The organism is Thiocapsa rosea (assembly GCF_003634315.1).
Classification (GTDB): Bacteria; Pseudomonadota; Gammaproteobacteria; order Chromatiales; family Chromatiaceae; genus Thiocapsa; species Thiocapsa rosea.
Genome location: NZ_RBXL01000001.1, coordinates 5,180,134 through 5,206,879 on the forward strand (window position 1 = coordinate 5,180,134; position 26,746 = coordinate 5,206,879).

Genomic DNA, 26,746 nt, shown 5'->3' on the forward strand with positions numbered 1-26,746 from the left:
GACAAACCAGGGTATGGAGACGATGCCCGAGCCGGTCTGGAATTTCCCAAGCTCCGTGCCGTTGGTCGCGTCGAAGGCCTTCATATAGCTAGAACGCAATGTGTTTCTTCTGATCGGATACCAAGCAGCACGGCTCGGGGCGACCTTCGTTTCCTCCGTCCTCATGGAAGTGAGTTGCGGGTGGCTTCGGCCACCCGACTTTCTTCGTGGCGTAATCGGGCCTTGCCGGGTTTAGGGTTCTCAGGAGAACGACAGCACGTGCGACGAGCCTGGATCAGGTCGAGCACAGAGGCGACTGACGGAGCCGCCCGGTTCCCGCGAAACGACTCAGAAGCTGTAGCTCGCCGTGATGCCGATCAGGACACTGGTGCCGGGGCCGGGCGCGTAAAACCGGCCGTTCGCGTCGTTGACGCTCACCGCGGAGATGTAGGACTCGTCCAGTACATTGTCGATGCGCACGAACTCCGAGAGCCGGAGTCCGCCCAGGTCCTGCGTAAAGCCCGCGCGGAGGTTGGCGAGCCAGTATCCGGGCGCCGTCTCGCTGTTGCGATCGTTCACGTAGACCTTGTCCTGACCGTAGAGGCTGACCGCCGCGTCGAAGCCCAGGGGCTCGTAGGCGTAGGAGAGCTCACCGAAGAGCGTGAACGCGGGGACGCCCGGGATGCGGTTGCCCGACTCGACGGTTGTCACATTGAGGGTCGGCGCGACGGTGCGGCACGGAATGCCCGCGCAGGCCGGGAAGCTCTCGGTGAATGCGCTGTCCAGGTAGGTCGCCGCCAGATAGCCGGCAAAACCCCGGCCGAGAGGTGACTCCAGCAGCAGCTCCACACCTCGGCGACGCGACGCGGGCGCGTTCCGGTAGGTCGCCCGTCCGCCCCCGTTGGTCGCCACGGTCAGCTCGTCGTCGGTGTCGATCTGGAAGAGTGCGAGATTCAGCCGGGCGTCCGCGCCGAGCAGAAATTTGGCGCCGATCTCGTAATGCCGGCTCACGGCGGGATCCAGACCCAGGTTCAGGCCGGCACCGCCGTCGGGGCGATAGGCCAGCTCGGTGAAGGTCGGCGTCTCGAAGGTCTTGCCGAGGTTGGCGTAGAGATTGATCGAGGGCGTCAGGCTGTAGAGGAGGCCGAGCGCGGGCGTCCATGCGCCGTAGGTCCGACTGCCGCTGTCGTCGGGGTTGAGGTTGGCGGCCGTGATCGGAACGGTCGAGCCGCTGCAGGTGCCCGGCCGGGTGCCGGGTGCGGTCACGCGATCGGGGGTGCAGATGAAGCCGTCGTCGGAGTCGAAGCGGACCTCGGTGTAGCGTAACCCCAGATCCAGACTCCAGCGGGGTGCGAACCCCCAGGTGCCCTGAACGAAGGTTCCCCAACTCGCCACGGTATTGTCTTCGTCGCGCTTGAGCGCGGCACGCTCGCCCAAGACGTTGAGATAACCTTTGCGCTCCTCCGAAGACCGATCGTATTCCCCGCCCAGGATCAAGGTCAGGGGGCCGTCGGCGAGTGTCGTCGAATGGGTCCACAGGAGGTTTCCGCCGGCAAAACGCCGATCGAACGCGCTCACGCCGCCCGAGGCCGTGATGGCGTTCTGGTTGGCGAGCGGGATGGCGAGGTACTGCTCGTTGCTGCGTGTCCCGGTGTAGGCCATGACGCGCAGGTCGTCCGCAGCGCTCAGCGGCTGATCCAGGACGACCCCGCCCTGGAGGTTGTCGAGCGTGCGCCGGGTTTGAAAGGTCAGCGCGGCCGGCGACGCCTGACGGCGATTGCGCTTGAGCTCTTCCGCGGTCAGGCCGAGCGGATCTCGGGCCTCCGGCAGATTCAAGGCGTTCGCGATCAGGCTGAGGGTACCGCCGCCGTCGAGCGCGACCTTGAGCTTGGTGTTGCCCTGCTCCTTGGTGGCGCGACTCCAATCGCGGTAGCCGTCGGTCTGCGCGCGGGACAGATCGACGACATAGTTCAGGCGCCCGGCCTCGCCACCCAGCTTGGATCCGGCGATCCAGGTGCCGTCGCTGCCACCCATCAGACGCACCGACAGGGTCGGCTCGGGTGGGCCGTCCTCGGTGAAGACCTGCACGACGCCGCCCGAGTGGTTGCCGTAGAGGGCGGAGAACCCGCCGCGCATCACCTCGATGGACCGCGCCGAGCCGAGATCGAAGAGTCCGGGTCCGCCTTGTCCGTCGGGCGTGCTGGCGGGGATGCCGTCCGCGATCAGCTTGATCCCGCGTGTCCCGAACTGGGAGCGTCCGCCAAAGCCGCGGATCATGATCTGCTCTTCCTGCGCATAGGTCCCGCGGTTGGTCACGACCGTTCCGGGGACACGCGGCAGATCCTCGGAGATCAGCACCATGGGCTTTTGATCCTGGATGATCGCCTTGTCCAGGACGTCGATGGCGACCGGCAGATCGAAGGTGCTTTCGCCCACGCGCGTGGCCGTGACCACCAGGGGCCCGAGTTGAACGATCTCATCCTCCGGGTCAAGCGTCTGGACCTCCTGCGCCGAGGCGCTCCCCAAAAAAACAGCCGCAAACGCAAAGGCCAGGCGCCCTCGATTCTCCGGTGAAGTTTCCATTGCTTCGCTTCCCTCCGAATCTGTGTTGAACTCCGCCCTGTCGCGCGTGAGTACACAAGATGGATCTGATCCTAAATGAAACAGGGTGTTCAGGTGTGGAGCAAGTGCGGACCACCGCTGCCGCTCCGTCCGGCCGATAGCGGCCGCTGGCAGCCGAGCACCGCCGGCCCCGGAAAGGCGCAGACGCCCCTGTCGACTCTCCGAGTGCCGCGGGTCTCCTCGTTGTGCCTGTGCTCCACGTTCTCGTCACCTCGTCGCTGATGGTTGATGCATTCCGGTCGCAGTGTTCCCGCACCCGTATCGGGGACTCCGAAAGCAAACAGTGCGCCAGCGCATCCACCTCCACTTCGTGGTATGGCAAGTCGTTTGCCTCGATTTAAAACCCTGCTCGGTCACGGCCATTGTCTCGATTCCCAGCAGGTGTTAATTTTCGAAACAGACTTGAAGAAGAAGAACAACTCCCCGAGACGAGAGCCGGAGGAGTAATGAACGATTCGACGATGGGCCGCGAGCCGCATGAGCTACGCCTCTTCAAGGCGCGGCAGCAGTTCTTCGAACGAGGGCAATTCATGGATCGCAGCACCCGCGCCCCCTTCGCCCTGCAGTCGCTGAGACCCGCGGCGGCGAGCCGGTCTACGCGCGGCTGCGCGGCACACCGGCATTGCGCGCGAATCCGCCGCGGGCAAGGAACTGTTCGCGCGGGCCTTCCACTTTTCCGGACCGCGCCAGGATGGTCCCTTCGTGGCCCTGAACTGCGCAGCTATTCCTGAAAATTTGATCGCTTCGATCGGCGTGGTCGCAGCCTGGACGAGATCGAGCTCGAAGCGATCGGCGCGGTGATGCGCGAACTCGGCGGGAATGTATCGGCTGCGGCTCGGCGCCTGGGGATCAACCGCAACACCCTGTATCGCAAGATCGGTCGGATGAACTAGGCCAGCGTCGACATCCGCCGAATCCTGATCAACGAGGTTCTCGAGTGTCGCGACGCCGAGTCCGAGTCCGCAGGCGGTTTGCATCGAGCGCTTGGCATTCTCGACGTGCGCCGAGATGCAGCTGGTGAAGTGACCGATGACGCCGCACCGCGCCTAGGAGAGACCCCATGTCTGAAACCGCGTATGCCGCCGCACTTGCTCCGATGACCGCCGCGGCGGCCGACATGCCGGATCCAGTGACGGCAACGCAATCCTGGTTCGGCATGATCGTGCCGTCCCCGATCGCGGCCGCGATCCCCGAGCCGCTGCGCGCCCTGTTCGACGCCGGGGGTCCGGTGATGCTGATCCTGGCGGCGATGTCGGTCTTCGCCCTGACCATCGTCCTGATCAAGCTCTGGCAGTTTGCCCGCTTGCGCAACGGCGGTGCCGAATCCGTCGAGCCCGCGCTGCGCGACTGGCGGGCCGGTCGACGTCACGAGGCAGTCGAGCGGCTCGCGCAGGCACGTAATCCGCTCGCCGAGGTGGTTCGGTCCGCCATGCTCGGGAGTCTCCACCCAAATGATCCGGCGGCGCTGCGCGAAGAGATCGAGCGCCGGGCTGCACACCTGCTGACGGCCTTGCGCAGCCATCTACGCGGGCTAGAGGTGATCGCGAGCCTTGGTCCGCTGCTGGGTCTTCTGGGAACCGTGATCGGGATGATCGACGCCTTTCGTGCACTCGAGGCGGCCGGCAATCAGGTCGATCCATCGGTGCTCTCCGGCGGGATCTGGGTCGCTTTGCTGACCACGGCCGCGGGGCTGGCGGTCGCCATCCCGACCGTCGTTGCACTGAATTGGCTCGAGCGACTCCTCGAAGGTGTGACCCGTCGCTTGGAGGATCAGGTCACCCGCGTCTTCACCGGGGGACTTCGGCTCGAAGAACCGGTCGTCGCACCACCAAGGCCGTTGGCCACGCCGAGGATTCCCGATGCGCTTTGATTCGCCCGCGCAGCATCGCCGACTGATCAGCTTGACCCCGTTGATCGACGTGGTGTTCATCCTGTTGGTCTTCTTCATGCTCGCCTCCAGCCTGATTCGATGGCATGCCGTCGAGATGGGCGCGCCGGCCTCCGCGACCGCCGGGACGCCGGTGGTTGGGTCTTGGTTGGTGCGCGTGCAGCCCGAAGGCATCGACCTCAACGCCGAGGCGATCGCCGCAGCAAATCTTGCCGAACGGGTCGCGACACGGATCGGCGAAGACCCATCGCAGCGTATCCTGATCCAGCCGGCGCCCGGCGTCAGCCTGCAGCAGCTGGTCGACGTGTTAGACCTCTTGCGCGACGCCGGGGCAAGGCACCTGACCCTCTTACGCCTCTGAATCCTCATGCGATTGAAACGTCCCAAGCCAGCAGCCGACAGCGAGGCCAATTTGATTCCGCTAATCAATATCGTCTTTCTGCTGCTGATCTTCTTCATGTTGGCAGGTCGGCTTGCACCGACCGAGTCGATCGTCTTGGAACCCCCGCGCTCCGTCAGCCCGCAGAGCGCTCGAGCGACGCCGCTGGTCATATTGATCGACCGAACGGGGCAGATCAGATTCAACGGCGAGATGGTCGACGACACGACTCTCGCTGAGCGGGTTGCCGAAATCGTCGCAGACGTCCCTCCGCACCTGCAGATCAAGGCAGACGCGACCCTCGAAGCGCTTCGTTTGGTCGATTTGCTCGAGCATTTGCGCGCAGCCGGAGCCGAAGACATCGACCTCCTGACCTTGGCGCGAGATGAATGATTGAGCCGCGAAGCTATCAGTGGGTCCTCGCGCTCCTCTTCGCCCTCGCAGCCCATCTCGCCCTCGCGAAGCTGCTCGAGCCGTCGGCGCCGATCGAGTTGCACGATCCCGGCATCCGCATCTCGCTCGGAGGGGCCGGACCTGCCGGAGGCGACGGCGCAGCCGACGCGGTGGAAACCATCGAGATGGACGCCCTACCGACCGCGACTGTGGATGCGACCGCGATCCGGGCCGTCAGCGCCCCCGCCCTCTCCCCGACGCTCGCCCCGACACTCGCCACGGCCAACGAAACCGTCCGGGCTGCCGAGCCCGCACCGCCTCCCCCAATCACCGCCGTGGAGCCATCGAGTCCGAAGCCGAAGGCCAAGGCGGTCCGCAGCCGCGAGACCCCGCCACCACCGATCGCTCGCGCTCGGGCCGCGCCCAAGCCCAAAACCGAGTCGGGACCACAAGCGATAAACCCCCGACCGACCTCCGCCAAGACAGCATCCGTGGATGCGAACGCAACCGGTAAAGCCAGCGGCAAACAGGGCGCGGCCGGCGCAGGTGCCCCGTCCGCGACCGGAGCAGGCGGCGGCGGAACGGCCGGAAAGGGCGACGGGGGCACGTCCAAAGACCGTTACTACGCAGAGCTCGCGGCTTGGCTGGAACGTCACAAACGCTACCCCTCCCAAGCCCGGAAACTGCGTCAGGAAGGCATCGTCAGGGTCCGCTTCGTGATCGATCGCAGTGGGAAGGTCATCTCGCATCAGATCGAAACGAGTTCGGGCCATACCGCGCTCGATCATGCCGCATCGGAGCTGCTCAGACGCGCGTCCCCGATGCCTGCTATCCCGGCAAGCATGGGCCAGTCCAGGCTTGAGATTGTGGTCCCGATCGCCTACCGATTGCGTTGACAAGGCTCGGCAGAGTGACCACTCCAGCGCAGCTCAGGCGAGCCCATCGGACGTCTCGCGCTCTTTCGACATAAGCTATCGGCTCAGGCATCGACCGGCCTGGACACGGCTCCGGGGGGACGTTACCTCTTCAACAGCTGAGACTAAGCAAAGCGATCCGCCCCCGACGACACCGCACACAGGCTCCATAGCCGACGCGATGACCCGAGATCTCGATGTCGCCGTTCGCTTGGCGGAGCGCCCGAAGCAGTCGCGGGGAGCCGTTTTCCTTGGGCATTGCCTCTTGCTACTCGCGCTTTCGGTGCCGACCCTGGCAGAGCCGTGTTTGAGCCCGGCCGTGCGCTCATCCTCCAGCGCTTCAACGACGAAGACCTGCGGTTGGAAGCTCAGGAGATCAACCGGACCCTGGTGCATGGCTTGGGCTGCGTGGTGCGAGCGCCGGCCCTCGTCGAGACCAGCGTGCGTCTCGGCCACGCCTTGCAGATCAGGGTCACCGCGATCGGCATCGAGACCGAGGCGGAGTTCGGCGTGCGCGATCTCCCCCAGCGACCGAGCACAGAGATTCGTCCGTCCGCGGCGTTATCCCCGGCCCCGATATTGGCGGCTGATGGTGGCGCCGTCTCTCCTGTTCATGGTTTCGCTGCCCTGGGATATCGAGGCTTTCGGGGTCGAGGACAGCGCGCTGATGTCCTGGTGGGCAATTCCGACGCTGGCTCCCATGCTGCTGCCGGTCCTCATCATTGGGCGGCGACGCTGGTGCGATAGCTGATGCGTCACGTTACGGTCGGTCGGGAGGTCATCCGGGTAGAGCAGGCTCAGCTTTTGAGTCAACGGCGGGCGCATATACTTGGGTCTTGTCCAACAACGCCCGGAGTCTGCAGGTGGCCAAGAACCACGACGGGCATCCGATCGCGCTGCGCATGAACGTGGTCGAGGGGTTCAGCACGACAGAGCAGGCGGCATGGTCCGCCAAACTCGTCCACCCTTACAGTATCGCCGTCAGCGATGGCCTCGCCTGCTTCCGCGGCATCGCCGATGCCAGGCATCGAGCACCAGGCAATGGTGACCGGCAGCGGCGCGGGCGGCGTCGAGTTGCCCGAGCGCAAGTGGGGCAACACCATCCTCGGCAACGTGAAGATCGCCATGAAGGGCACTTACCCCTACGCGAATGCCCAACGGTCGGGTCGAAAACGTCTGCGTCTGTCTGTCTAGCGGTGAGGTGCACAAGATCCACCCGACCCCGAACGAGGTCAACTGATGGAACATCGAGGGCGGCCACTCCCTGAACGCGATCGACACCGACTGCGGTCCCATCCGCGTCCTGATCTGCTACGACGCCGAGTTCCCCGAGTTCGGCCGTCACCTGGTCGATCAGGGCGCCAACATCGTCTTCGTGCCCTTCTGCACCGACGAGCGCCAGTCCTATCTGCGGGTGCGCTACTGCGCCCAAGCCCGCGCCATCGAGAACCAATGCTATGTCGTCATGTCCGGCAACGTCGGCAACCTGCCGAAGGTCCACAACATGGACATTCAGTACGCCTAGAGCTGCATCCTCACGCCCTGCGACTTCACTTCGCGCGCGACGGGATCGCGGCCGACACCACGCCGAATGTCGAGACCGTCGCCTTCGCCGATCTACGCCTTGAGGCGCTGCGTGCCGCGCGCAACTAGAATCTAAAGGACCGCCGGCACGATCTCTATTAGACGGTGTGGCGGGAGCGTTGAGGGGCTGTGGCTTACTCATGCAGACCGCACTCGCGCTTGAGTCCGAAGAAGCGGGTCTGCTCGGCCGACATGCCGGGGCGCAGCGGATCGGTCGAGTGCCAATCCCCGACCGAGACATAGCCACGCTCCCACAAGGGATGATAGGGCAGATCGTGGCGCTTCAGGTAACGGTAGACGTCGCGGTCGGTCCAGTCGGCGATCGGATGGACCTTGTAGCGTCCGTCCTTGACCTGGAGCACAGGCAACGCGCTGCGCGTGCTGGCCTGCACCCGTCTCAGTCCGGCGAACCAGGTTGAGACGCCCAACTCGTTCAGGGCACGCTGCATGGGCTCGACCTTATTGACCCGATTGTAGTGCTCGATGCCCTCACGGCCTCCCTCCCAGAGTCGACCGTGCCGTGTTTCCAGCCAAGCCGCGGAGATGTCGGGGCGGTAGACTCTCAGGTCGAGATCCAGCCGTTCGGCAAGCGCATCGACGAAGCGGTAGGTCTCCGGGAAGAGATAGCCGGTATCGATCAGGATCACCGGGATCCGCGGGATCACCCGGGTGACCAGATGCAGCATGACCGCAGCCTGCACGCCGAAGCTGGACGAGAGCACATGCGCGCTCGGTAGATGCCCCAGGGCCCAGGCGACGCGCGCCTGCGCATCGAGCGACTCGAGGTGGGCGTTGCTCGACTGCACGCATACGAAGGCACCATGGGCGTCGTCGTCGCGATGGAAAAGGATCGGCTGATCAGTCATAGGGAGAATCCGGGCAGTCCCATTTGCAATCCCCTCGAATGTCGCGAGGGCTCGGGGCCGGAATCTCATTTTAGGGATCCGACCCGTTGCAGGAGTCTGCAGCCGAAGGATAAGAAATGGAATGCATATGCAATTATTTACATATGACCCTTTTTCATAAAAGGCGTCGACCCGGCTACAGCACCCGGTCGACGGTTGGCGGAATGAATAACCTTCGAAGATTTTGTTCGTTGGCGCAGCGCGTGCGGCTTGGCAGACTGCGGCCTAAACCCTGAATGAGGAGAGTGCCATGTCGGCAGCCAAGCCGAACACGCAGGACGACTCGCTCCACGATCTGCTGGAGCGCGCAGGGATCGCTCTGGAGGAGCCATTCCGAGAGGTCGGTGGACACTTGGAGGCGCACTTCATGGGGGTGCGCCTCACCAGCGCCTTCCAACCGATCGCCGATGCCGACTCCGGCTGCGTGATCGGGTATGAGGCACTCCTGCGCGCCCGCGCCGACGATCGGTGGTCTCTGGCGCCCGAAGCGGTTTTTGCCTTGACCGACGATCCCGAGCAAATGGTTCGGCTCGACCGCTTGTGCCGCACCTTGCATGCGGTCAACTTCAGCCGCCGGCGACCGAGCAATGAAGGCGACCTCTATCTCAACCTCTATCCACAACACCTTCGGACCGTCTCCGAAGGTCACGGGGCATTCTTCGATTCCATCCTCGAACACTGCGGGCTATCGCCGACGCGGGTCGTTCTCGAAATCCTGGAAAGCGGTCTCGACGATGTGCCGCATCTTGAGCAGGCCATGAACAACTATCGAGAACGGGGATACCGCATCGCGATCGTCGATTTCGGTCGGCAATATTCCAAACTGGATCGTCTGTGGCGCTTCCAGCCCGACCATGTCAAGTTGGACAGAAACCTGATCGCGGCCGCAAGCGAGAACGCCGGCATGCGCCGGCTTCTCCCAGGGTTGTTCAGCATCATTCACGATGCCGGCGCACTGACGGTCTTCGAGGGAATCGAGACATTCGAGCAGCTGGCCCTGGCACGCGATACGGGGGCGGACGCCGTGCAGGGAAATCTGGTCGGTCATCCGACCCCCTCCGGGTTTCAGTCTTTGCGCCCTTCGGCTTAGCCGGGCCTCCCGGCGCACAGACGCCGGGTGTGGTGGGCGATCATCCACTCTTCGTCGGTCGGGATGATCCAGGCTCCCACGCGGCTGTCGGCGCTGCTGATGCGGTCTATCCCGGCGGCGTTCGCGGCCGCGTCGAGCGTCAACCCCAACCAGCCGCAACCCTTGCCGATCGCCTCACGCACCGGCGCGGCGTGCTCGCCGATACCGGCGGTGAAGACCAGGTGATCCAAGCCCCCGAGCACCGCGGTCAGTGCCCCCACCTCGCGCACGATGCGATGCACGAACAACTCGATGGCCTCGCGAGCGCCAGGCTCGCCGCTCGCGAGCAGGACGCTCATGTCGGCACTGATGCCGGAGACCCCGAGCAGACCGGATTCCCGATAGAGCAGCTTGCCGACCTGCTCCGGCGTCAAACCTTCCTGCTGCAGCAGGTGAAGCACCACGCCGGGATCCAGGTAACCGCAACGGCTGCCCATCGGGAGGCCATCCAGGGTCGTGAAGCCCATGCTGGAGGCGACACTCACACCGTCGTGCACCGCGCAGAGACTCGCCCCGTTGCCCAGATGGGCCATCACCGCACGTCCGGTCTGCGGCCCGCCGAGATGCTGCGCCAATCGGCGGCTGACATACTCGTAAGACAGCCCGTGGAAGCCATAGCGAATAATGCCGGCCTCGCTCAGACGTCGCGGCAGCGCATAGGCTTGAGCAACCCAGGACTGGCTGGTATGGAAGCCGGTATCGAAGCAAGCGACCTGGGGCACCGAGGGACAGAGCGCGTTGAACAAACGCACCGGAGCCAGACTCCGGGGTTGATGCAGGGGCGCAAGCGGGGTCAGTGCCTCGAGCCGGGCAAGGGTCGGGGCGTCCAGGACCACCGGCTCGCGATGCTCCCGTCCGCCGTGCACCACCCGATGACCGATGGCCAGTATCCGCTCGAAACCGGGCTGCCCGTCCAACCAGGCCAGCAAGCGCTGCACTGCGGCCGCATGACCGAAGCGCCCCGACTCGGCCGACTCCGCCGCCGGTGCCTCATCGGTCAGGGTGCTGCCGGCGCCGTCCTTGATGAGCAGACGAGGCCGGTCGCCAAGCCCGGAGAAATGCCCGCGGTAGCGGGGCGCCAAGGCATCCATGCCCTCCCCTTCGTCCTGACCGAAGACGGCGAACTTGATGCTCGACGAACCGCTGTTGATGACCAGCAGATCGCCGCTCATGGAGCCTTCTTCAACTGGTACTGCGCCAGCAGCAGGGCCAGGGCGCAGGATGCCAGGCGGGTGATGGCGTCGTCCGCGCGGCTGGTGAGCACGATGGGCACGCGTGCCCCGACCACCAGGCCGGCGCCGGTGGCGTCCGCCAGATAGGTGAGCTGCTTGACGAGCATGTTGGCCGATTCGAGGTCCGGGGCCACCAGGATGTCGGCCTGCCCGGCGACCTGCGAAACGATGCCCTTGGTCGCCGCCGCCGCTTCGGACACGGCGTTGTCGAAGCCCAGCGGACCATCGAGCAGCGCGCCGCAGATCTGGCCGCGCTCCGCCATTTTGCAGAGTGCCGCCGCTTCGACGGTCGAGCGGATTTTGGGGTTGACGGTCTCCACTGCCGAGAGGATCGCGACCTTGGGTAAGGCGATACCGACCGCATGCGCCAGATCGATGGCGTTCTGCACGATGTCGATCTTCTCTTCCAGGGTCGGGGCGATGTTGATGCCGGCGTCGGTGATGAACAGCGGTCGAGGGTAGGTCGGCACATCGAAGGCGCTGACATGACTGATGCGTCGCTCGGTGCGCAGACCCGAGTTGCGCCGCACCACTTCGCGCAGCAGCTCGTCGGAATGCAGCGAGCCTTTCATGATGGCATGCACCGCACCGCTGCGGGCGAGCGCCACAGCCTGCTCGGCGGCCGCGTGGCTGTGGGGGACGTCGAGAATCCGGAAGCCGGCGATATCCACCTCCGCCTCGTCGGCAGCCTGACGGATGCGCGCCTCCGGACCCACCAGAACCGGAACAATGAGTCCCGCCCGGGCGGATTCGTAGGCACCGAGCAGCGACTGGGCGTCCACCGGATGCACGACCGCCATCGCCACCGGCTCGGGCTGGGTCGCGGCATCGAGCAGCTCATGCAGCTTCGCTCGCTCGGCCATCCGCACCCGCGGCATGATCGTGCGTGCTCGGCGGATCTTCTCGACGGGCGCCAACACCTCGGCGACACCCTCGACCACATCGCGACCGTTCTGGTTGGTGCAGCGGCAATCGAAGGTGACACGCTTCTTCTCGGCGTCCTTCTCCAAGACGCGGACCGTGACCTTGATGACATCCCCGAGCCCAACCGGGGCACGAAAACGCAGCGTCTGACCCAGATAGATGGTGCCGGGGCCGGGCATCTCGGTGCCGAGCACGGTGGAGATGAGCGCGCCGCCCCACATGCCGTGGGCGATCACCTCCTGAAAGCGGCTGCTCTTGGCGAAATCCTCGTCCACATGGGCCGGGTTCACGTCGCCCGACATCACGGCGAACAGCTTGATGTCGTCCATGGTGAGACGACGCTCGATGCTGGCGTTGTCGCCGATCTGCAGCTCGTCGAAGGTCCGGTTCTCGATGAAGGTCTTTTCGGCTCCGGTATCCATGGCTCAGGCCCTCACGTTGACGCCGGCGTCGACATAGGTGGTGCTCCCGGTCAGACCGCTGCCGGCCTGCGAGGCGAGGTAGACGGCCGTGCGACCGACGTCCTCGCTAGTCGCCAAGCGGCGCAGCGGGGCGCGGGACTCGGCGCTCTCGAGCAGCTGATCGAAATGTGCGATGCCCGAGGCGGCACGGGTCTTGATCGGACCGGGCGAGATGGCATGGACGCGGATTCCCCGCGGACCCAGCTCGGCCGCCATATAGCGCACCGATGCCTCCAAGGCGGCCTTGATCGGCCCCATCAGGTTGTAGTTGTCCACGACCTTCTCGGCCCCGTAGTAGGACAGGGTGATGAGGGTTCCGCCCTCCTTCAGCAGCGGCTCGGCGCGCTTCGCCAGCCGGATGAAGGAATGGCAGGAGATATCCATGGCCAGCGCGAAGCCCTCGCGCGAGCAGTCCACGACCCGCCCGTGCAGGTCGTCCTTGAGGGCAAAAGCCATCGAATGGATGAGAAAGTCCAGCTTGTCCCAGCGTGCGGCGGCGCGCGCGAACAGTGCATCGACCCCGGCATCCTCCTGCACATCGCACAGCAGCGCCTCGGCGTCGCCGAGCTCGGCTGCCAGCGGCAGCACATGCTTGTCGGCTTTGGGACTTCCGTAGGTGAGCAACAACTCGGCACCGGCCTGGTGCAGGGCGCGCGCGCATCCGTAGGCGATGCTGTCGGCGTTGGCAAGACCGGTCACGATGCCGGTCTTGCCGTGAAGGGAGAATGGGTCTGCGGACATAAATGTACTCTCGAGATGTGAGACGGATTGCCTAGGTCGAACCCGGTTACGGCGTCATGCTGCAACGCAACAAAGTCTAACAACCCGGCCGCATCCGCCTTTTCTCATATAGCGAAATGCTTATCGGAAGTGATGCATTAGCGCGGCTGTGCCGTCGCTTGCATGTGATCGCGCAGTCGCTCTACGCACGCGCACGCGATCCCGGGCATCTCTGCCCGAACCGCGCGAGCCCTTTGGAAGCCGCGTTAACCCGGCGTCACCAACCGAGGCTCAACGCCCTCTGATCGACAAGGTCAGGCGGGAAAGCTGTCGAAGCGCCCGGACCAGGGTGTCGATCTCCTCGTGGGTGTTGTTGAAAGCGAGCGAGGGCCTCCGTCGCCTCGTGAACGATGCGCTGGAGGAGCGGTGCGCAGTGATGGCCGGCACGGACCGCGATTCCTTCACGATTAGGTTCATCCCCCACCTCCGCCGGGCTATAGCTGTCCTTCGCCGAGCCGATCCAGAGTCCCCGGACCCTTGAGCTCTTCGGGATCGGCGACGCCCGGCCTCTGGCCGCTCCCGGCGCTCCGGACATCCATCACCTCCCGGTGGTCGGCAAGTACCTGCAATACCCTCTCCAGTTCCGGATTCATGATGACGCCCGATCTGCGTGCGCAGCGGAATGTCTAATGCCTTTTTCTTGATTTGATTATCGCAACCGATTGGTTGGTTCGCGGACGCACTGCCATCCATCATTGCGCCATTACGCCTTGATGGACGAAAGCGAGAAGCGGTCTCCATGGGTACGCGGATTGGAACGTGCGAAGCCGCGGCAGCATTGCACGCCGCGTAGGGCCGGGCTTTCCGGCGCGTCTGCACCGCATCTCGTTCGGCATGCGGATGGGGCTCCGACGCGGGACTGGGCCGCTTTGTCCGGTACTGCGCCGACGACGCCCACTATCCCGCATGGTCGCCGGCATCCTTATATACCGGCGTCGTGACCCGGGTGCCATGACCCTGCTCGAACGCCTGCGCCACCGCGCACTATTCTGGCTACCTTGAGGAGACCACGATGAGACCCCGCAGGAGAAAGACATTCGGCTCGCTTGGAAGCGAAGCATTGACCCTGATGATCCTGATGGTCCTGATTGGGCTGATCCTCCCGCCGCTGCTTACAGTCGCCTTAACTCGAGGCGCTGCGGCGCAAGGGGATGGTCACGCAGCACATGCCGAAGCCACGACGCCGGTCCCCGGGAACGCACTTTTTCCAGTCGGCGACGATCTCGCCGAAGCCGTCGCGAGGGCGCATCGCGAGGGCCGTTCCGGCGTTGCCGTGCTGTTCGAAATGAACGGCTGCGGCGACTGCGCCAGATTGCGTGCCGGTGTCCTGACCGATCCCGCGTTGCGCGGTTATTACCAGCGACATTTCGTTACCATCGGCGTGTATGCCGATGAGTCTCGACCACTGCGGACTTTCGACGGCACCACAACCACCTCAGCGGAGCTCGCGCGCGGACAACGGGTGTTTGCGTTGCCGACGATGGTGCTCTTTGGCCTCGATGGCATCCCGCTCGTACGCAAGATCGGCGGAAAGGCCAAACCGGATTTTTGGATCCGGATGGGTCGCTATGTCACCGAGCGGGGATATGAAGAGACTCCGTTCGCCTATTGGCGCCCGACGCTTTGATCCGTCTCAGATCGTCCATGAAAAAGACGTGTAGAACAGGTCGCTGAGCTCCTGGTCCATGCCGCGGGATGGCTCGTCGGGCGTTGCGGTTCTCACGACCTTGGCGGGAACCCCGGCGACCGTGGAGTAAGCAGGCACGTCGCGCAGGACCACCGAGCCCGCGGCCACGCGGGCGTTTTCACCCACCTCGATGTTGCCGAGAATCTTGGCCCCCGCGCCGATCATGGCGCCACGCCTCACCTTGGGGTGCCGATCGCCCGCCTCCTTGCCGGTGCCGCCCAGCGTGACGTCCTGCAGGAGCGAGACGTCGTCCTCGATGACCGCCGTCTCTCCCACCACCAGGCCGGTCGCATGGTCGAGGAAGACCCCCTGCCCGATGTGCGCGGCCGGGTGGATGTCTGTCTGAAAGATCTCGGAGGATCGGCTTTGCAGAAAGAGCGCGAAATCCCGCTCGTGGCGATACCACAGCCAGTGATTGAGCCGGTGCGCCTGGATGGCATGGAATCCCTTGAAATACAGAAAGGGCTCGATCAACCGCTCGCAGGCGGGGTCGCGCTCGAAGACGGCGGAGATGTCGGCCTTGAGCGCCTCGGCGATCGCTGGCTCTGCGATCCGCGCCCGGTGGAAGGCCCGCACGATCAGCGACAGCGGGATGACGTCGTTCTTCAGCCGGGCGGCGATGCGGTGGAACACCGCCGCCTCGAAGTTCGGTTGGTTGAGGATCGAATCGAAGAACAGCGGCGCCAGCATAGGCGACGCGACATAGGCCTCCTGGGCCTCGCGCCGCAGCCGGCTCCAGAGTGCGTCGGAAAATTGCTCCGGCTGATCCAGCGGAACAAGCGCCAGACGGGCCAACCTTGAATGTGTCACGGATTCTTAAACCTCAAGTCGGTGTCATCACGGGCTCGAAAAGGGTGATTTCCGTGGCCGGTGCGATCAACCGGCCGAATCGCTGAATACCCTTGATCGAGAGAAGGCGAACGCGGCCCGAGACCGGTTCCCTTTCGATCCCTCTCCCGCTGCAGGGAGAGGGACCGCGCCGCGCAGGTCGTATCTCGGCCCTCCAAGGCCACGCCCCCGGCCGGGAGGCGCTGGCTCCTTCATCTTGGCTGACCCGCCGTCAGGCCAATCGGCATCCAGGCGAGTGAACACGGGGCCGGCTTACTCCCCGAAGAGCCGGCGCTTGGGGAACTCCTGGACCCGTTCGGGTCCCGGCGTGACCAGAGTCCGCCGGCCCTTGGCCAGCCGGTGGAGCACCCGCGACAGGCTGTCGAGCTCATCCACCGTGTTGTACAAGGCAAGGGAGGGCCGCACCGTCGCCTCGTGCCCGAAGTGGCGCACGATCGGCTGAGCACAGTGGTGACCGGCACGCACCGCGATCCCCTCGCGGTTGAGCTCCTCCCCCACCTCCGCCGGGCTGTAGCCGTCCAGCACGAAGGCGAGCACGCTCGCCTTCTCCCGCGCGGTGCCGATCAGGTGCAGCCCCGGCACCGCCTGCAGGAGCTGGGTGCCGTACTGCAGGAGATCGTGCTCGTAGCGGGCGATGTTGGCCAGTCCCAGCCGCTCCACGTACCTCAGGGCCTCGGCCAGTCCGACCGCATCGGCGATGTTGGGCGTACCGGCCTCGAAGCGGGCCGGCGGGCGCTGGTAGAGGGTGCGCTCGAAGGTCACGTCCGCGATCATGTTGCCGCCGCCCTGCCAGGGCTCCATCGCCTCGAGGACCTCCGGTTTTCCGTAGAGGGCACCGATGCCGGTCGGAGCGAAGATCTTGTGACCGGAGAAGACGAAGAAATCCGCGTCCAGGGCCTGCACGTCGACGGCCAGATGGGCGACCGACTGGGCACCGTCCACCAAGACCCGCGCCCCGACCCGATGGGCCAGCTCGATGATCTCGGGCACCGGTGTGATGGTCCCGAGCGCGTTGGAGACTTGGCTGATGGCCACCAGCTTGGTGCGGTCGTTCAGCAGCTTCCGGTACTCGTCGAGCCGGATTTGACCGCTCGAATCCACCGGGATGACCCTCAAACGCGCGTCGACCTGAGCGGCCAACTGCTGCCAGGGCACGATGTTGGCGTGGTGCTCCAGGAGCGAGACGACGATCTCGTCCCCCTGACCGACGTGGCGGGGTCCCCAGGCCTTGGCGACCAGATTGATGGCCTCGGTGGTCCCCCGCACGAAGACGATCTCGTCCACCGATGAGGCCCCCAGGAAGCGCGCGACCGTCCGGCGGGCGTCCTCGTAGGCCTCGGTCGCCCGCGCCGCCAGCTCGTGCGCGGCGCGGTGGATGTTGGAGTTCTCGTGGCGGTAGAACTCGGCCAGGCGCTCGATCACCGCGTTGGGCTTCTGGGTCGTGGCGGCATTATCGAACCAGATCAGCGGTCGGCCGTGGACCCGCTCGTTCAGGATGGGGAAGTCGCGGCGGACCGCCCGGATATCGAACCCGGGATGCGCCTCGCCGACGAGGGTCCCCAAGGCGCGCTCGTCCGGGGCGGCTGCGTGGGGGTCCACGAAGTAGAAGAGCGAGGGCTGCTGCCGTCCCTGCGGCGCCTCCGTCGACCGCGGCGGCGACCTCCCGACCCCGGCCAGCCGGTCCCTGAGCTCATCCTCCTCCGGCAGCCCGTAGGTGCGTGGGATGAGGAGACCGGGAAGGGTGCCCGACCGACCGGTTTGGTCACGACCCGGAAGCTGTGCCGTGAATGCCCCTGGAGGCAATTGGTACAATGTATCAGCGACGAAGCCGGTGGTCAGATCCGCGGGCGCGATCGCGCCGGCCGTGCTCGGTACCGGGACGGTCTCGAACCCTGGAACCTCGGCCCCGCCCCCCGCGGGAATCGCGGTTTGCGCGGCCGTCGGCCCGCCCGAGACCCGGGCGGGGAGCGCGAATGTCGCCTCGGCGGTGGCGCCCAAGGCGCTCGTGGCCATGGCGGCCAGGCGGTCCAGCAAGCCTTCATCCAGACCTTGGGGCGGCAGAGCGCCCGCGATGAGCCCCGTCAGCCCGGCTAACCGATCACTTGTAGGTATGTGCGTAGTCATGGAACTTGCTTACCTCCACGCCATCGAGCACCGCCAGGGCGTCCTCGGTGAGGACCGCAAGCGAGAAGTACAGGGAGACCAGATAGGAGGCGATGGCCTGACGGTTGATCCCCATGAAACGCACCGACAGCCCGAGCCCCTGCTCGCCGACCAGGCCGGGCTGGAAGAGCCCGACCACGCCCTGCCGGGCCTCGCCCACGCGCAGGACCAGAATCTGCGTCTTGTCGTCGACCACGGGCAGCTTATCCGAGGGGATCAGCGGGACCCCGCGCCAGGTGATGAACTGGGAGCCGAACAGGCTGACCGTCGGCGGCGGCACCCCGCGGCGGGTCGCCTCGCGGCCGAACGCGGCGATCGCCAGCGGATGGGCGAGGAAGAAGGCGGGCTCCTTCCACAGCTTCACCAGAAGGTTGTCGAGGTCGTCCGGAGTGGGCGCACCCGCAAGTGTGGTGATCTTCTGGCCGGGATCGACGCTGGCGAGCAGACCGTAATCCGGATTGTTGATCAGCTCGTGCTCCTGGCGCTCCTTGACGGTCTCGATGGTCAGGCGCAGCTGCTCCTTGATCTGCTCGTGCGGGCTGCGGTAGAGGTCGGAGACCCGGGTATGAATATCGACGACCGTAGTCAGTGCATTGAGGACGTACTCGCGCGGATTCTCTTCGAAATCGACGAAGGTCTCCGGCAGCTCGGCCTCGTCGCGGTGCGAGAGCGCGACCTCGACCTGTTGCGGATTCTTGACCTTATTCAGGCGCAGAATGCCCGCTTCCAACGGCACCCAAGGCAGCAGGTGAAGCAGCCAGCGCGGAGTGATGGTGACGAGTTGCGGAACCGTCTTGGTGGCATTGGCCAGTTGTCGGGCGGCGGTGTCGCCGAGTGCGTGGTGATTTATCTGCTGAGCCATCATGACCTCTTGAAGTGATGCGGGCCGGCACAGGCACCGGGCCGACATGTCGTTACCCCCGGCTGGGGGCAAATATGTACCTGACCGGTCATCTTCCGCCTGCCCCGCCCCTGGCTGCGGGCGCGGAGCATCGGCCGAACGGGTGACCCGGTCGTGGGAGGTGTGCCTGATCCTTCCCATGGCCTCCTGGACCACCAGCAGACCGCCGGTCGGTCCAGGAAGTAGAACCGTGGGACTGAGCGGCCGGGCAACCCATCGTTAAAACGGTACGGGCGCCTGTCGAAGCCGACCAACAGGCGTTGAAGATCGTCGTCCCCAGGCAGCCTCAGCGACTTAGCGTCAAGGCGTCGGGGAGCTTGGTCGGCAGACCGGGTGCGGGCATCCCTGGCAGACCATTGGCCGAAACCGGACGGATGACCGGGACAATCCCCTCGGTCGCCGGCGCACCGAACCCCGGAGTCAGGGACTCGGCCTCCGCGGCAACGGCGGCCGAACTATGCCCCCGGAGCGGCGTCGAGCTCCGGCTCGCGCCCACTGCCCCACCTCGGCGGGGATTAGGTCCCCGTCGGGACCGCCACGGGGTCAGGATTCCACGTCGCCTGGACGCTGTTGTTGAGGGGGGTAATGTTGTCCGGCCGGCTCACAGCGCCAGACCCGTGGCGTCGAAGAGCCCCTCGAACAGAATCGAACTCAGGTAACGCTCACCGGAGTCCGGCAGGATCACCACGATGGTCTTGTCGGCATGCTCCGGCCGCTGCGCCAGGCGCACCGCCACGGCCACGGCGGCCCCGCAGGAGATTCCGGCAAGGATGCCTTCTTCGCGTGCCAAGCGCAGCGCGTAGCGGACGGCGTCCTCGTTGCTGACGGTTTCGATCGCATCGACCAGCTCGAGGTCGAGCACATCGGGGACGAAACCGGCGCCGATGCCCTGGATCTTGTGCGGGCCGGGCTTGATGGGTTCGCCGGCGCGGGCCTGGGTCAATACCGGGCTTGCCTCGGGCTCGACCGCAACCGAAAGGATCGGTCTGCCTTGGGTCTGCTTGAAATAGCGCGAGACCCCCGTGATGGTTCCACCCGTGCCGACACCCGAGACGAAGATGTCGAGCTTCCCGTCGGTGTCTTTCCAGAGCTCCGGGCCGGTCGTGGTCTCGTGGATCGCCGGATTGGCCGGATTCTTGAACTGCTGCAAAAGGACATAGCGCTCGGGATCGGAGGCGGCGATCTCCTCGGCCCTGGCGATGGCGCCGCCCATCCCCTTGGCCCCTTCGGTCAACACCAGGTTGGCACCGAAGGCGACCAGGAGCTTGCGCCGTTCGAGGCTCATGGTCTCGGGCATGGTCAACGTCAGCGGGATCCCCCGCGCTGCGGCGACGAAGGCCAGCGCGATGCCGGTGTTGCCGCTCGTCGGCTCGATGAGCTCCTTGCCCGGCCCGAGCAATCCCCGCCGCTCGGCATCCCATACCATGGCCGCTCCGATGCGGCACTTCACCGAGTAAGCCGGATTGCGGCCCTCGATCTTGGCCAGCACCCGCGCCGGAGCCCCATCGGTGACGCGGTTGAGCGCCACCAACGGCGTGTGACCGATCGATTGCGCATTGTCTGCAAACCAACTGGACATCGAATCCTCCTCAAGCCGTGTCGGCCTGGCCAATGGTGCAGCGCCGCGCCACACTTCAAATTGCTTGTGCACTCTAACGATCGCCCGCACGGATCCGAACCAAGAAAAAGTCCGATGCTATGCAGCGAGACTGCAAACGACTCGGGAGCTCAGACCCCGGAACAAAGACCTGCCTCCGGGCAAACCCCGCGCGCATGAAGGCGTTCGCTGGGGACCGAGTCGACAGGGTCCGGTGCGGATGCGTCGGCGCTCTGATGCTTGAAGGCCAGCAGGTCCGCCTGAAAACGGGCGGCATCGATGAGAAACCCATCGTGCCCGTGGGGGGAGTCGATCGCCAGGAGTGTGGCGTCGGGGAGCAGACGGGCCAACTCATGCTGATCCGCCGGGACATAGAGGGCATCGGTGTCGATCGAACCGACCAGGACAGGCTGGCGGATGCGGCGCAGGACCTCCTCGTCGTCGCCGCGCCGGCGCGCCAGGTCATGGGTATCCATGGCGTCGAGCAGCACGCAATAACTGTTTGCATCGAAACGCTCCACGAGCATCCGAGCGTGATGGCGCAACCAGGTTTTCACTGCGAAATCCCCTTGGGCCTCGCAACCTTGACCGGGAACATCGGCCCCGCGCCGTCGCCCGAAGCGACCGGTCAGCGATCCGGAACTGCGGTAGGTCGCCATCGCGATGGCACGCGCGGCGGCCAAGCCTGCCTGCGGGGGATCCCGCGGGTCGTAGTCGCCGTTGCGGTACCTCGGATCGGCGGCCAGCGCCAGACGCTGGGCTTCGCTCCAGGCCATACACCAGGGCGAGTGACGAGCGCACGCGGCAATGCTGACGACGGCAGCGGTTCGCACGGGGTCGAGCAAAGCCCATTCCAGTGCCTGCATCCCGCCCATCGAGCCACCGAGCACCAAGCGGATCCGCCGGATCCCCAAGGCGTCGGCCAACACGACCTGCAGACGCACCTGATCCCGGATGGTTACGACCGGGAAGCGCCGTGCCCAGGGTCGCCCCCCGGGATCCGGACTGGTCGGCCCGGTGGTGCCGTAACAACCGCCCAGGACGTTGCTGCAGAGGATGAAATCCCGATCCGGATCCAGGACACGTCCGCGGCCGAGCAGCGGCGACCACCAGACATCGACGTCGGCCGATCCGGTGAGGGCGTGGCAGACGACGATTGCGTTGTCGCCGGCCGGAGCCAAGGTGCCCCAAGTCCGGTAGGCGACCGTGACCTGCGGCAGAACCGCCCCGCTTTCCAGCGGAAACGGTCGATCGAGGGTCAGTCGCCGGGTCCGGTCATCGAGCGCGAATCGCGTCACGCGGCATCCTCGAATGCGGCAGACTGCAAGGCTTGGTCGAAATCGGCCTTGATGTCCTCGATATGCTCGATCCCGACCGAGACCCGGATCAGATCCGGGCGGACCCCGGCCTGTCGCTGCTCCTCGTCGGACAACTGCTGATGCGTCGTCGAGGCCGGATGGATGACCAAAGTCTTGGCGTCGCCTACGTTGGCCAAGTGGCTGGCCAACCGGACGGAGTCGATGAAGCGTCGGGCCGCCGCGGCACCGCCGGCGACCCCGAAATTGAGCACCGAACCGAACCCGTTGCGCAGGTAGCGCTTGGCGTTCGCGTGATAACGGTTGTCCGGCAGACCGAGATACTCGACCCACGCCACCTCGGGATGGGCGCGCAGCCAATGTGCCAGCTCCAACGCATTGTCGCCATGACGCTGCACGCGCAGCGAGAGGGTCTCGACACCTTGGAGGAGTTGGAAGGCGTTGAAGGGCGAGAGTGACGGACCGATGTCGCGCAAGCCTTCGACCCGGGCGCGGACGGCAAAGGCGATATTCCCGAAGGAGCCGCCGCTGCCGAACACCTCCCAGAAGTTAAGGCCGTGATAGCCGGGCGCCGGGTCGGTGAAGAGGGGGAACTTACCATTGCCCCAGTTGAACTTGCCCGAATCCACGATGATGCCGCCGATGGAGGTGCCATGACCGCCGATCCACTTGGTGGCGGAGGCCACGACGATGTCGGCTCCCAAGTCGATCGGGCGGACGATGAAACCCGCCGCCCCGAAGGTGTTGTCCACGATCAGCGGGATTCCATGATCGTGGGCGAGCTTGGCCAGCGCCTCGAAATCGGGCACGTTGAAGCGAGGGTTACCGATGGTCTCGACGTACAGTGCCTTGGTGTCGGCATCGATCGCGCGGCGAAAGACCTCCGGATCATCACCTTCGACCAGCTTCACGCCGATCCCGAGGCGCGGCAGGGTTACCTTGAACTGATTGTAGGTTCCGCCGTAGAGATAGCTGGTCGAGACGATGTTGTCGCCCGCTTGGGCAAGTGTGGTCAGCGCCAAAAACTGGGCGGCCTGTCCCGAGCTGGTCGCCACCGCGGCCACGCCGCCTTCGAGGGCGGCAATCCGCTGCTCGAACACATCCGTGGTCGGATTCATGATCCGCGTGTAGATGTTCCCGAACTCCTTCAGCGCAAACAGACGTGCACCATGGCCCGCATCGTCGAAGGTATAGGAGGTGGTCTGGTAGATGGGCACCGCCCGCGCGTTGGTGCCGGGAGCAGGCGATTGCCCGGCGTGGACCTGGAGCGTTTCAAAGCGATAGTTGGACTTCGGTTCGGTCACGGTCTGACTCCTTAACGTTTGTTGGCGGGATAGGGCTGTGCCGTGGGTATGCGGTCCCGCGCGGCAACGCGTCGCGGGCGCTGCCGTATCCGGTCGGCCGACGCCGTACTGCCGGGCAGCCAGGTACTCTGGAGCATGCGGAGCAGGTCCAACCCCTCCGGCCAGGGTCCGAAACCGGACTCGGTATTGATGTGCCCGGCCCGGCCGATGTCGACGACCACGCTCTCCCAGCACCGCGCCCACTCGGCGACCTTGGCCGAGCTCATCCAGGGGTCGTTGGCGCTCGCCACCACCAGGCTCGGAAAGCTCAGCGCTTCGCGCGGCAGATGGGCTGCGATGGAGGGAAGATCGTCGTCCCGCCCCGCCTCTTTCGACCCGAGAAGCGAGAAGCGCTCCGGGTCGGCGGGCGCCACCAGCAAGGCGCCGGCGATCCGCGAGGAGAGACCCGCGGCTGCGGTGATCGCGGCGAGACAGCCGAAGCTGTGGGCCACCAGCCAAACCGGCCGGGACGACCCGCGAATGGCCACGGCCACGGCGTCGGCCCAGGTCATGAGCATGGGTGCGTCCCAATCGATCTGCTCGACCCGGCGGGCACCCGATACAAGCGGCTCCATCCAGGTTTGCCAGTGGTCCGGGCCGCTGCCGCGGAAGCCGGGGATGATGAGGGTGGTCGTCTCCATCTCAGGACGCCGCCCGTGTCGGCGCCCGTGTCGGCACGGACACCGGGTCTCGGAACCAATCCCCCTCGACCAGCTCGGCCCCCAAGGCGGTCGCCTCGGTGAGATCGCCGGGGTGGGCGATCTTGTCGAGCCAGATGCCGAGGCCCTGCGCCGCTGCCCGGGCGAGCCAGTCGTTCAGGACGTCCTGGTCCCGGAGGCATCGAAGCGCGGCGACATCCTGCAGCACCCAGCGCACGCCGATGCGGTGCAGGAGATCCCAATCGGTCTCGCCGAAATCCGGTCGCGTCGCCACCAGTCGGTAGCCCCGACGTGCAAAGCTGTGGGCCGCATCCTGGACGTGCGGATCGCGTTGCAGCGCCCGGCCGTCGAGGCGCAGCAGGATCTGGCTCGGAATCAGGCCGAGCCGAGCCAGCAGATCCTCGAACACCTGACCGTGCTGCTCGGGGACCGCGCTCACATGGCGCAGGTGCACATCCAGAGCCAAACTGGCCCCGGGCTCATGCCCGCACCCGAGATGGTGCAGCGCGTGAAAGACCCGCAGGAAGCGGTCGAGGAACACGACGTCCTCGGGATCCCAGGCTTGGACATAGAGTGCCTCTGCGCGGACGGGAAGGCCGCGGCCGGTCTCCACGACACACCGAGCGCTGTAGGCGACCCGCTCCCCGTCGATCGCTCGGACCACCGGGACTTGGTCGGGCCGGAGTCGAAAGCTCGCGACACCTGCGGTGAGGACGCCGTTGCGATACCGGAAACCCGCCTGCTTGCGCAAACGTGCTGCGGGATGCAGTTGGTGCAGGCGCTCGTTGAGATATTCGACGACCTGAGTCAGCGGCATGGCGGTGGTTTCTCTCTCGTCGAGTCAAGGAACAGAGCAGCTCAGCGTCGTGGCCTTGCGGAGGCCCTCGGAACGCCGGGAAAACAACTGAGATCGACGATAGCGCCGAACGGGGAGAAACAAAAAGAATATGAAACGATTTATTTATACCTGACAGAAATAAAGCGTCCCAGCAATCCGCTATCGAGCATGGAGCAAGACGGTCACGCGAAGGTCGACCCGATGGGGGTTAGGTCAGCCCAACATTTTCCAGGTGCTTGATGCCCAGGGTGCTTTATGACCGGATACCACCGACGACGATGGCCGGGAACGCCATCAAGGCCGACAATACGAGCGAGCACAAACCGGTCAGGCCCATCGAGGGTGCAACCCACGGGAAACCCCCGCCGACGAGCGCCCGATCGACGATCGCGACCCGCCCGCCGACGGAGATGTCGTACACAACTTCCCCGAGGCAAAACCTCAATCCCACCGCCCTTGGACACCGGACATCGAGCCCGGCGTCTCGGGCTCAGGTCAATACATCGGCCCAGATGTTGCGCGCCCATGCCAACGCGTAATCCGCCTCGAGTCGGTTACGCTCCGGCGAGAGACCGCCGGCCCCTTCCACGGGCAGTAGCGTGCTCTTCTCGGCGTCGAACGTGTAGACGCCTGCGACATGGACGGCCTGCGTGTCGGACACGAAGCTGTAGCAGGTATTGGCGATGATCGGCGCGGTATTTGGCTCGGCGCCGGCGAGCCGGGCAATGATCGCATCGGCAGCCACCTTCACGTGGTTGTTGGCCATGAAGCCCGATTTCGGCATGCCGGGTGACGCAACAATGGCATCGCCGATGACATGGATGCCGGGGATGGCCAGCGACTCGAAACCAAGATACTCGACCCCGCACCAACGATCGTCGGCGGTCACGAGCGGTGTCGCGATGAGCCCGGAGCGTTGCGGCGGGATGACATTGAAGAGATCGGCCTTGACACTTTCGAATTCCAGGATCGCCCGATTCTCCGCAAGCTCGAAATCGACCACCTGGTTATTGGGTCGGTACTCGATAATGTCCTTGTAGAGGCTATCCCAGGCATCGAGAAACAGGCCCTTCTTCGAGGTAATCTCCGGGTTGGCATCGAGCACGATCACCTTGCTGCGCGGCTTGTGCTGCTTGAAATAATTGGCGATCAAGCTGATGCGCTCGTAGGGTCCGGGTGGGCAACGGTAAGGCGGCGCGGGAATGGAGATGGCGAAGGTGTCGCCGTCGGGCAGCGCTTCGAGTTGCTTACGCAACTCCACCGTCTGCGGACCGGCCTTCCATGCATGCAGCACGCGTGACTGGGCCTCGGGGGAGTCGAGACCCGGAATGCGGTCGTAAAGAAAGTCGATACCGGGCGCGACGATCAGCCTGTCCCACGGCAGCGGGTCACCGTTGGCCAGGCGCACCTCACGCTTGTCCGGATCGATGGCGACGGCCTCGTCGTGGACCAGTCGGATGTCATACTTCTCCAGTCCGTCATAAGCGAGGGTGATGTCCTCGATGTCCTTGACTCCGGCCAGGACCAGGTTGCTGATGGGGCAGGAGACGAAATTGGAATTGCGCTCGACCAGGGTGACATCGAGGCCGGGCGCCCATTTCTTGAGATACTTCGCCGCAGTCGCGCCACCGAATCCGCCGCCGATGACGACTACGCGTCCTTGTACATTACCGGCGGCGAATGCAGCGGGGCCGGCAGCCAGCGTCGTGGCGAGAGCGGCCGAGGTTTTAAGAAAGGTGCGTCGATTCATGTTCATGTCTCGTGCCTCAGTCCTTCGGTTGGGCCGCAAACCAGGCAGCAAGGGCCGCCAGCTCGTCGTCCGTATAACCTTTGGCGTGCTGGTCCATGACCGTGGCCGGCCGATCTCCCGACTTGAATTCGAGCAACGCCACGTAGAGTTCCTCGTGATCACGACCGGCCAGTGCGATCATGCCCTTCTGTGCGCGGCCATCGGTCCCATGGCAGGCGGCGCAGGACGCGGCCCAGGCACGGACCTGGCCATCTACCCGATCATCGGAGGATGCGGTTTGAGTCACTGCCGCAGGCAGCGTCAAGGTCACGCCGAGCATGGCAGCTTTAATAATGGATCTCATGGGTTCTCCGGACAGACTGGTTGGTTTGAGTGTGGGGCTCTTCGTCTTCGCACAACCAAGCGAAACGAAGCGCATGCCCGCAGCAAAGGGTGGCAAGCCAACCGGCGCAT

The 26,746-nt window shown here is 65.2% G+C and carries 26 protein-coding genes; 9 read left to right on the forward strand and 17 right to left on the reverse strand.

What is annotated here, in order from left to right; all coding sequences use genetic code 11:
* Positions 1-327: 327 nt before the first annotated feature.
* Both BDD21_RS23035 and BDD21_RS29300 read right to left on the reverse strand, forming a co-directional pair.
* Positions 328-2,562, reverse strand: a complete 2,235-nt coding sequence (locus BDD21_RS23035) for a TonB-dependent receptor family protein (protein ID WP_120799159.1) — start codon at positions 2,560-2,562, stop codon at positions 328-330.
* Between the two features lie 521 nt (positions 2,563-3,083).
* Positions 3,084-3,578: a hypothetical protein gene (locus tag BDD21_RS29300; RefSeq protein WP_425470269.1), complete on the reverse strand. Its 495-nt coding sequence runs from the start codon at positions 3,576-3,578 to the stop codon at positions 3,084-3,086.
* An 83-nt stretch (positions 3,579-3,661) separates the two neighbouring features.
* Here BDD21_RS29300 and BDD21_RS23050 point away from each other — a divergent pair, with 83 nt between their 5' ends.
* The 7 genes from BDD21_RS23050 to BDD21_RS28860 all read left to right on the forward strand — a co-directional run bounded on the left by BDD21_RS23050 (position 3,662) and on the right by BDD21_RS28860 (position 7,700).
* On the forward strand, positions 3,662-4,471 hold the full coding sequence (locus tag BDD21_RS23050) for a MotA/TolQ/ExbB proton channel family protein (protein ID WP_120799160.1): 810 nt from the start codon (positions 3,662-3,664) through the stop codon (positions 4,469-4,471).
* Positions 4,461-4,850, forward strand: a complete 390-nt coding sequence (locus BDD21_RS23055; protein WP_120799161.1) for an ExbD/TolR family protein — start codon at positions 4,461-4,463, stop codon at positions 4,848-4,850. Before BDD21_RS23050 ends, BDD21_RS23055 begins: the two co-directional genes overlap by 11 nt.
* A 6-nt stretch (positions 4,851-4,856) precedes the next feature.
* Positions 4,857-5,261, forward strand: coding sequence for an ExbD/TolR family protein (locus tag BDD21_RS23060; protein ID WP_120799162.1), 405 nt, complete (start codon positions 4,857-4,859; stop codon positions 5,259-5,261).
* Positions 5,258-6,157: an energy transducer TonB gene (locus BDD21_RS23065; RefSeq protein ID WP_120799163.1), complete on the forward strand. Its 900-nt coding sequence runs from the start codon at positions 5,258-5,260 to the stop codon at positions 6,155-6,157. The genes BDD21_RS23060 and BDD21_RS23065 overlap by 4 nt, the downstream gene beginning before the upstream one ends.
* Positions 6,158-6,478: 321 nt before the next feature.
* The gene (locus tag BDD21_RS23070; protein WP_120799164.1) at positions 6,479-6,922 is read left to right on the forward strand and encodes a hypothetical protein; all 444 of its coding nucleotides are present in this window, start codon (positions 6,479-6,481) and stop codon (positions 6,920-6,922) included.
* A 270-nt stretch (positions 6,923-7,192) separates the two neighbouring features.
* On the forward strand, positions 7,193-7,369 hold the full coding sequence (locus BDD21_RS28065) for a hypothetical protein (protein ID WP_170164873.1): 177 nt from the start codon (positions 7,193-7,195) through the stop codon (positions 7,367-7,369).
* Between the two features lie 112 nt (positions 7,370-7,481).
* A complete protein-coding gene (locus tag BDD21_RS28860) occupies positions 7,482-7,700 on the forward strand; it encodes a nitrilase-related carbon-nitrogen hydrolase (protein WP_245969973.1) in 219 nt (72 codons plus the stop codon).
* Between the two features lie 193 nt (positions 7,701-7,893).
* Here the strand turns inward: BDD21_RS28860 and BDD21_RS23080 are convergent, their stop codons facing one another.
* Positions 7,894-8,625, reverse strand: coding sequence for a phosphoadenylyl-sulfate reductase (locus tag BDD21_RS23080; protein ID WP_120799165.1), 732 nt, complete (start codon positions 8,623-8,625; stop codon positions 7,894-7,896).
* Between the two features lie 289 nt (positions 8,626-8,914).
* On the opposite strand from BDD21_RS23080, the gene BDD21_RS23085 reads away from it, so the two are divergent.
* Positions 8,915-9,754, forward strand: coding sequence for an EAL domain-containing protein (locus BDD21_RS23085; protein ID WP_120799166.1), 840 nt, complete (start codon positions 8,915-8,917; stop codon positions 9,752-9,754).
* Here the strand turns inward: BDD21_RS23085 and BDD21_RS23090 are convergent.
* From BDD21_RS23090 to BDD21_RS28070, 4 genes are all read right to left on the reverse strand, one after another.
* Positions 9,751-10,965 carry an acetate/propionate family kinase gene (locus BDD21_RS23090; RefSeq protein WP_120799167.1) on the reverse strand — a complete coding sequence of 405 codons (1,215 nt, stop codon included), beginning with the start codon at positions 10,963-10,965 and terminating at the stop codon, positions 9,751-9,753. The two genes, BDD21_RS23085 and BDD21_RS23090, sit on opposite strands and share 4 nt — an antisense overlap.
* Positions 10,962-12,371, reverse strand: a complete 1,410-nt coding sequence (locus BDD21_RS23095) for a bifunctional enoyl-CoA hydratase/phosphate acetyltransferase (RefSeq protein ID WP_120799168.1) — start codon at positions 12,369-12,371, stop codon at positions 10,962-10,964. The genes BDD21_RS23090 and BDD21_RS23095 overlap by 4 nt, the downstream gene beginning before the upstream one ends.
* A 3-nt stretch (positions 12,372-12,374) precedes the next feature.
* Positions 12,375-13,151, reverse strand: coding sequence for an enoyl-ACP reductase FabI (fabI, locus tag BDD21_RS23100; protein WP_120799169.1), 777 nt, complete (start codon positions 13,149-13,151; stop codon positions 12,375-12,377).
* A 473-nt stretch (positions 13,152-13,624) separates the two neighbouring features.
* Entirely contained in the window at positions 13,625-13,783 is a 159-nt protein-coding gene (locus BDD21_RS28070) for a hypothetical protein (RefSeq protein ID WP_170164874.1), read from the reverse strand.
* A 476-nt stretch (positions 13,784-14,259) separates the two neighbouring features.
* Here BDD21_RS28070 and BDD21_RS23110 point away from each other — a divergent pair, with 476 nt between their 5' ends.
* Entirely contained in the window at positions 14,260-14,817 is a 558-nt protein-coding gene (locus BDD21_RS23110; protein ID WP_245969974.1) for a thioredoxin family protein, read from the forward strand.
* Between the two features lie 6 nt (positions 14,818-14,823).
* Here the strand turns inward: BDD21_RS23110 and cysE are convergent, their stop codons facing one another.
* The 10 genes from cysE to BDD21_RS23165 form a co-directional block, all read right to left on the reverse strand.
* Positions 14,824-15,687, reverse strand: a complete 864-nt coding sequence (gene cysE / locus BDD21_RS23115; RefSeq protein ID WP_170164876.1) for a serine O-acetyltransferase — start codon at positions 15,685-15,687, stop codon at positions 14,824-14,826.
* 291 nt (positions 15,688-15,978) lie between these two features.
* Positions 15,979-17,850, reverse strand: coding sequence for a family 2A encapsulin nanocompartment cargo protein cysteine desulfurase (locus BDD21_RS23120; protein ID WP_245969765.1), 1,872 nt, complete (start codon positions 17,848-17,850; stop codon positions 15,979-15,981).
* On the reverse strand, positions 17,825-18,751 hold the full coding sequence (locus BDD21_RS23125) for a family 2A encapsulin nanocompartment shell protein (RefSeq protein ID WP_211335138.1): 927 nt from the start codon (positions 18,749-18,751) through the stop codon (positions 17,825-17,827). The genes BDD21_RS23120 and BDD21_RS23125 overlap by 26 nt, the downstream gene beginning before the upstream one ends.
* A gap of 640 nt (positions 18,752-19,391) precedes the next feature.
* Positions 19,392-20,369, reverse strand: a complete 978-nt coding sequence (cysK, locus tag BDD21_RS23130) for a cysteine synthase A (protein WP_120799174.1) — start codon at positions 20,367-20,369, stop codon at positions 19,392-19,394.
* A gap of 149 nt (positions 20,370-20,518) precedes the next feature.
* The gene (gene metX, locus BDD21_RS23135) at positions 20,519-21,685 is read right to left on the reverse strand and encodes a homoserine O-acetyltransferase MetX (protein WP_211335139.1); all 1,167 of its coding nucleotides are present in this window, start codon (positions 21,683-21,685) and stop codon (positions 20,519-20,521) included.
* On the reverse strand, positions 21,682-23,007 hold the full coding sequence (locus BDD21_RS23140) for an O-acetylhomoserine aminocarboxypropyltransferase/cysteine synthase family protein (RefSeq protein WP_120799175.1): 1,326 nt from the start codon (positions 23,005-23,007) through the stop codon (positions 21,682-21,684). The genes metX and BDD21_RS23140 overlap by 4 nt, the downstream gene beginning before the upstream one ends.
* Before the next feature lie 11 nt (positions 23,008-23,018).
* A complete protein-coding gene (locus BDD21_RS23145; protein ID WP_120799176.1) occupies positions 23,019-23,687 on the reverse strand; it encodes an RBBP9/YdeN family alpha/beta hydrolase in 669 nt (222 codons plus the stop codon).
* Between the two features lies 1 nt (position 23,688).
* The gene (locus tag BDD21_RS23150) at positions 23,689-24,522 is read right to left on the reverse strand and encodes an EAL domain-containing protein (RefSeq protein ID WP_120799177.1); all 834 of its coding nucleotides are present in this window, start codon (positions 24,520-24,522) and stop codon (positions 23,689-23,691) included.
* Between the two features lie 511 nt (positions 24,523-25,033).
* Complete coding sequence (locus BDD21_RS23160) at positions 25,034-26,293, reverse strand: NAD(P)/FAD-dependent oxidoreductase (protein WP_245969766.1); 1,260 nt, start codon at positions 26,291-26,293, stop codon at positions 25,034-25,036.
* Positions 26,294-26,309: 16 nt separating this feature from the next.
* Positions 26,310-26,636: a c-type cytochrome gene (locus tag BDD21_RS23165; protein WP_120799180.1), complete on the reverse strand. Its 327-nt coding sequence runs from the start codon at positions 26,634-26,636 to the stop codon at positions 26,310-26,312.
* Positions 26,637-26,746 lie beyond the last annotated feature (110 nt).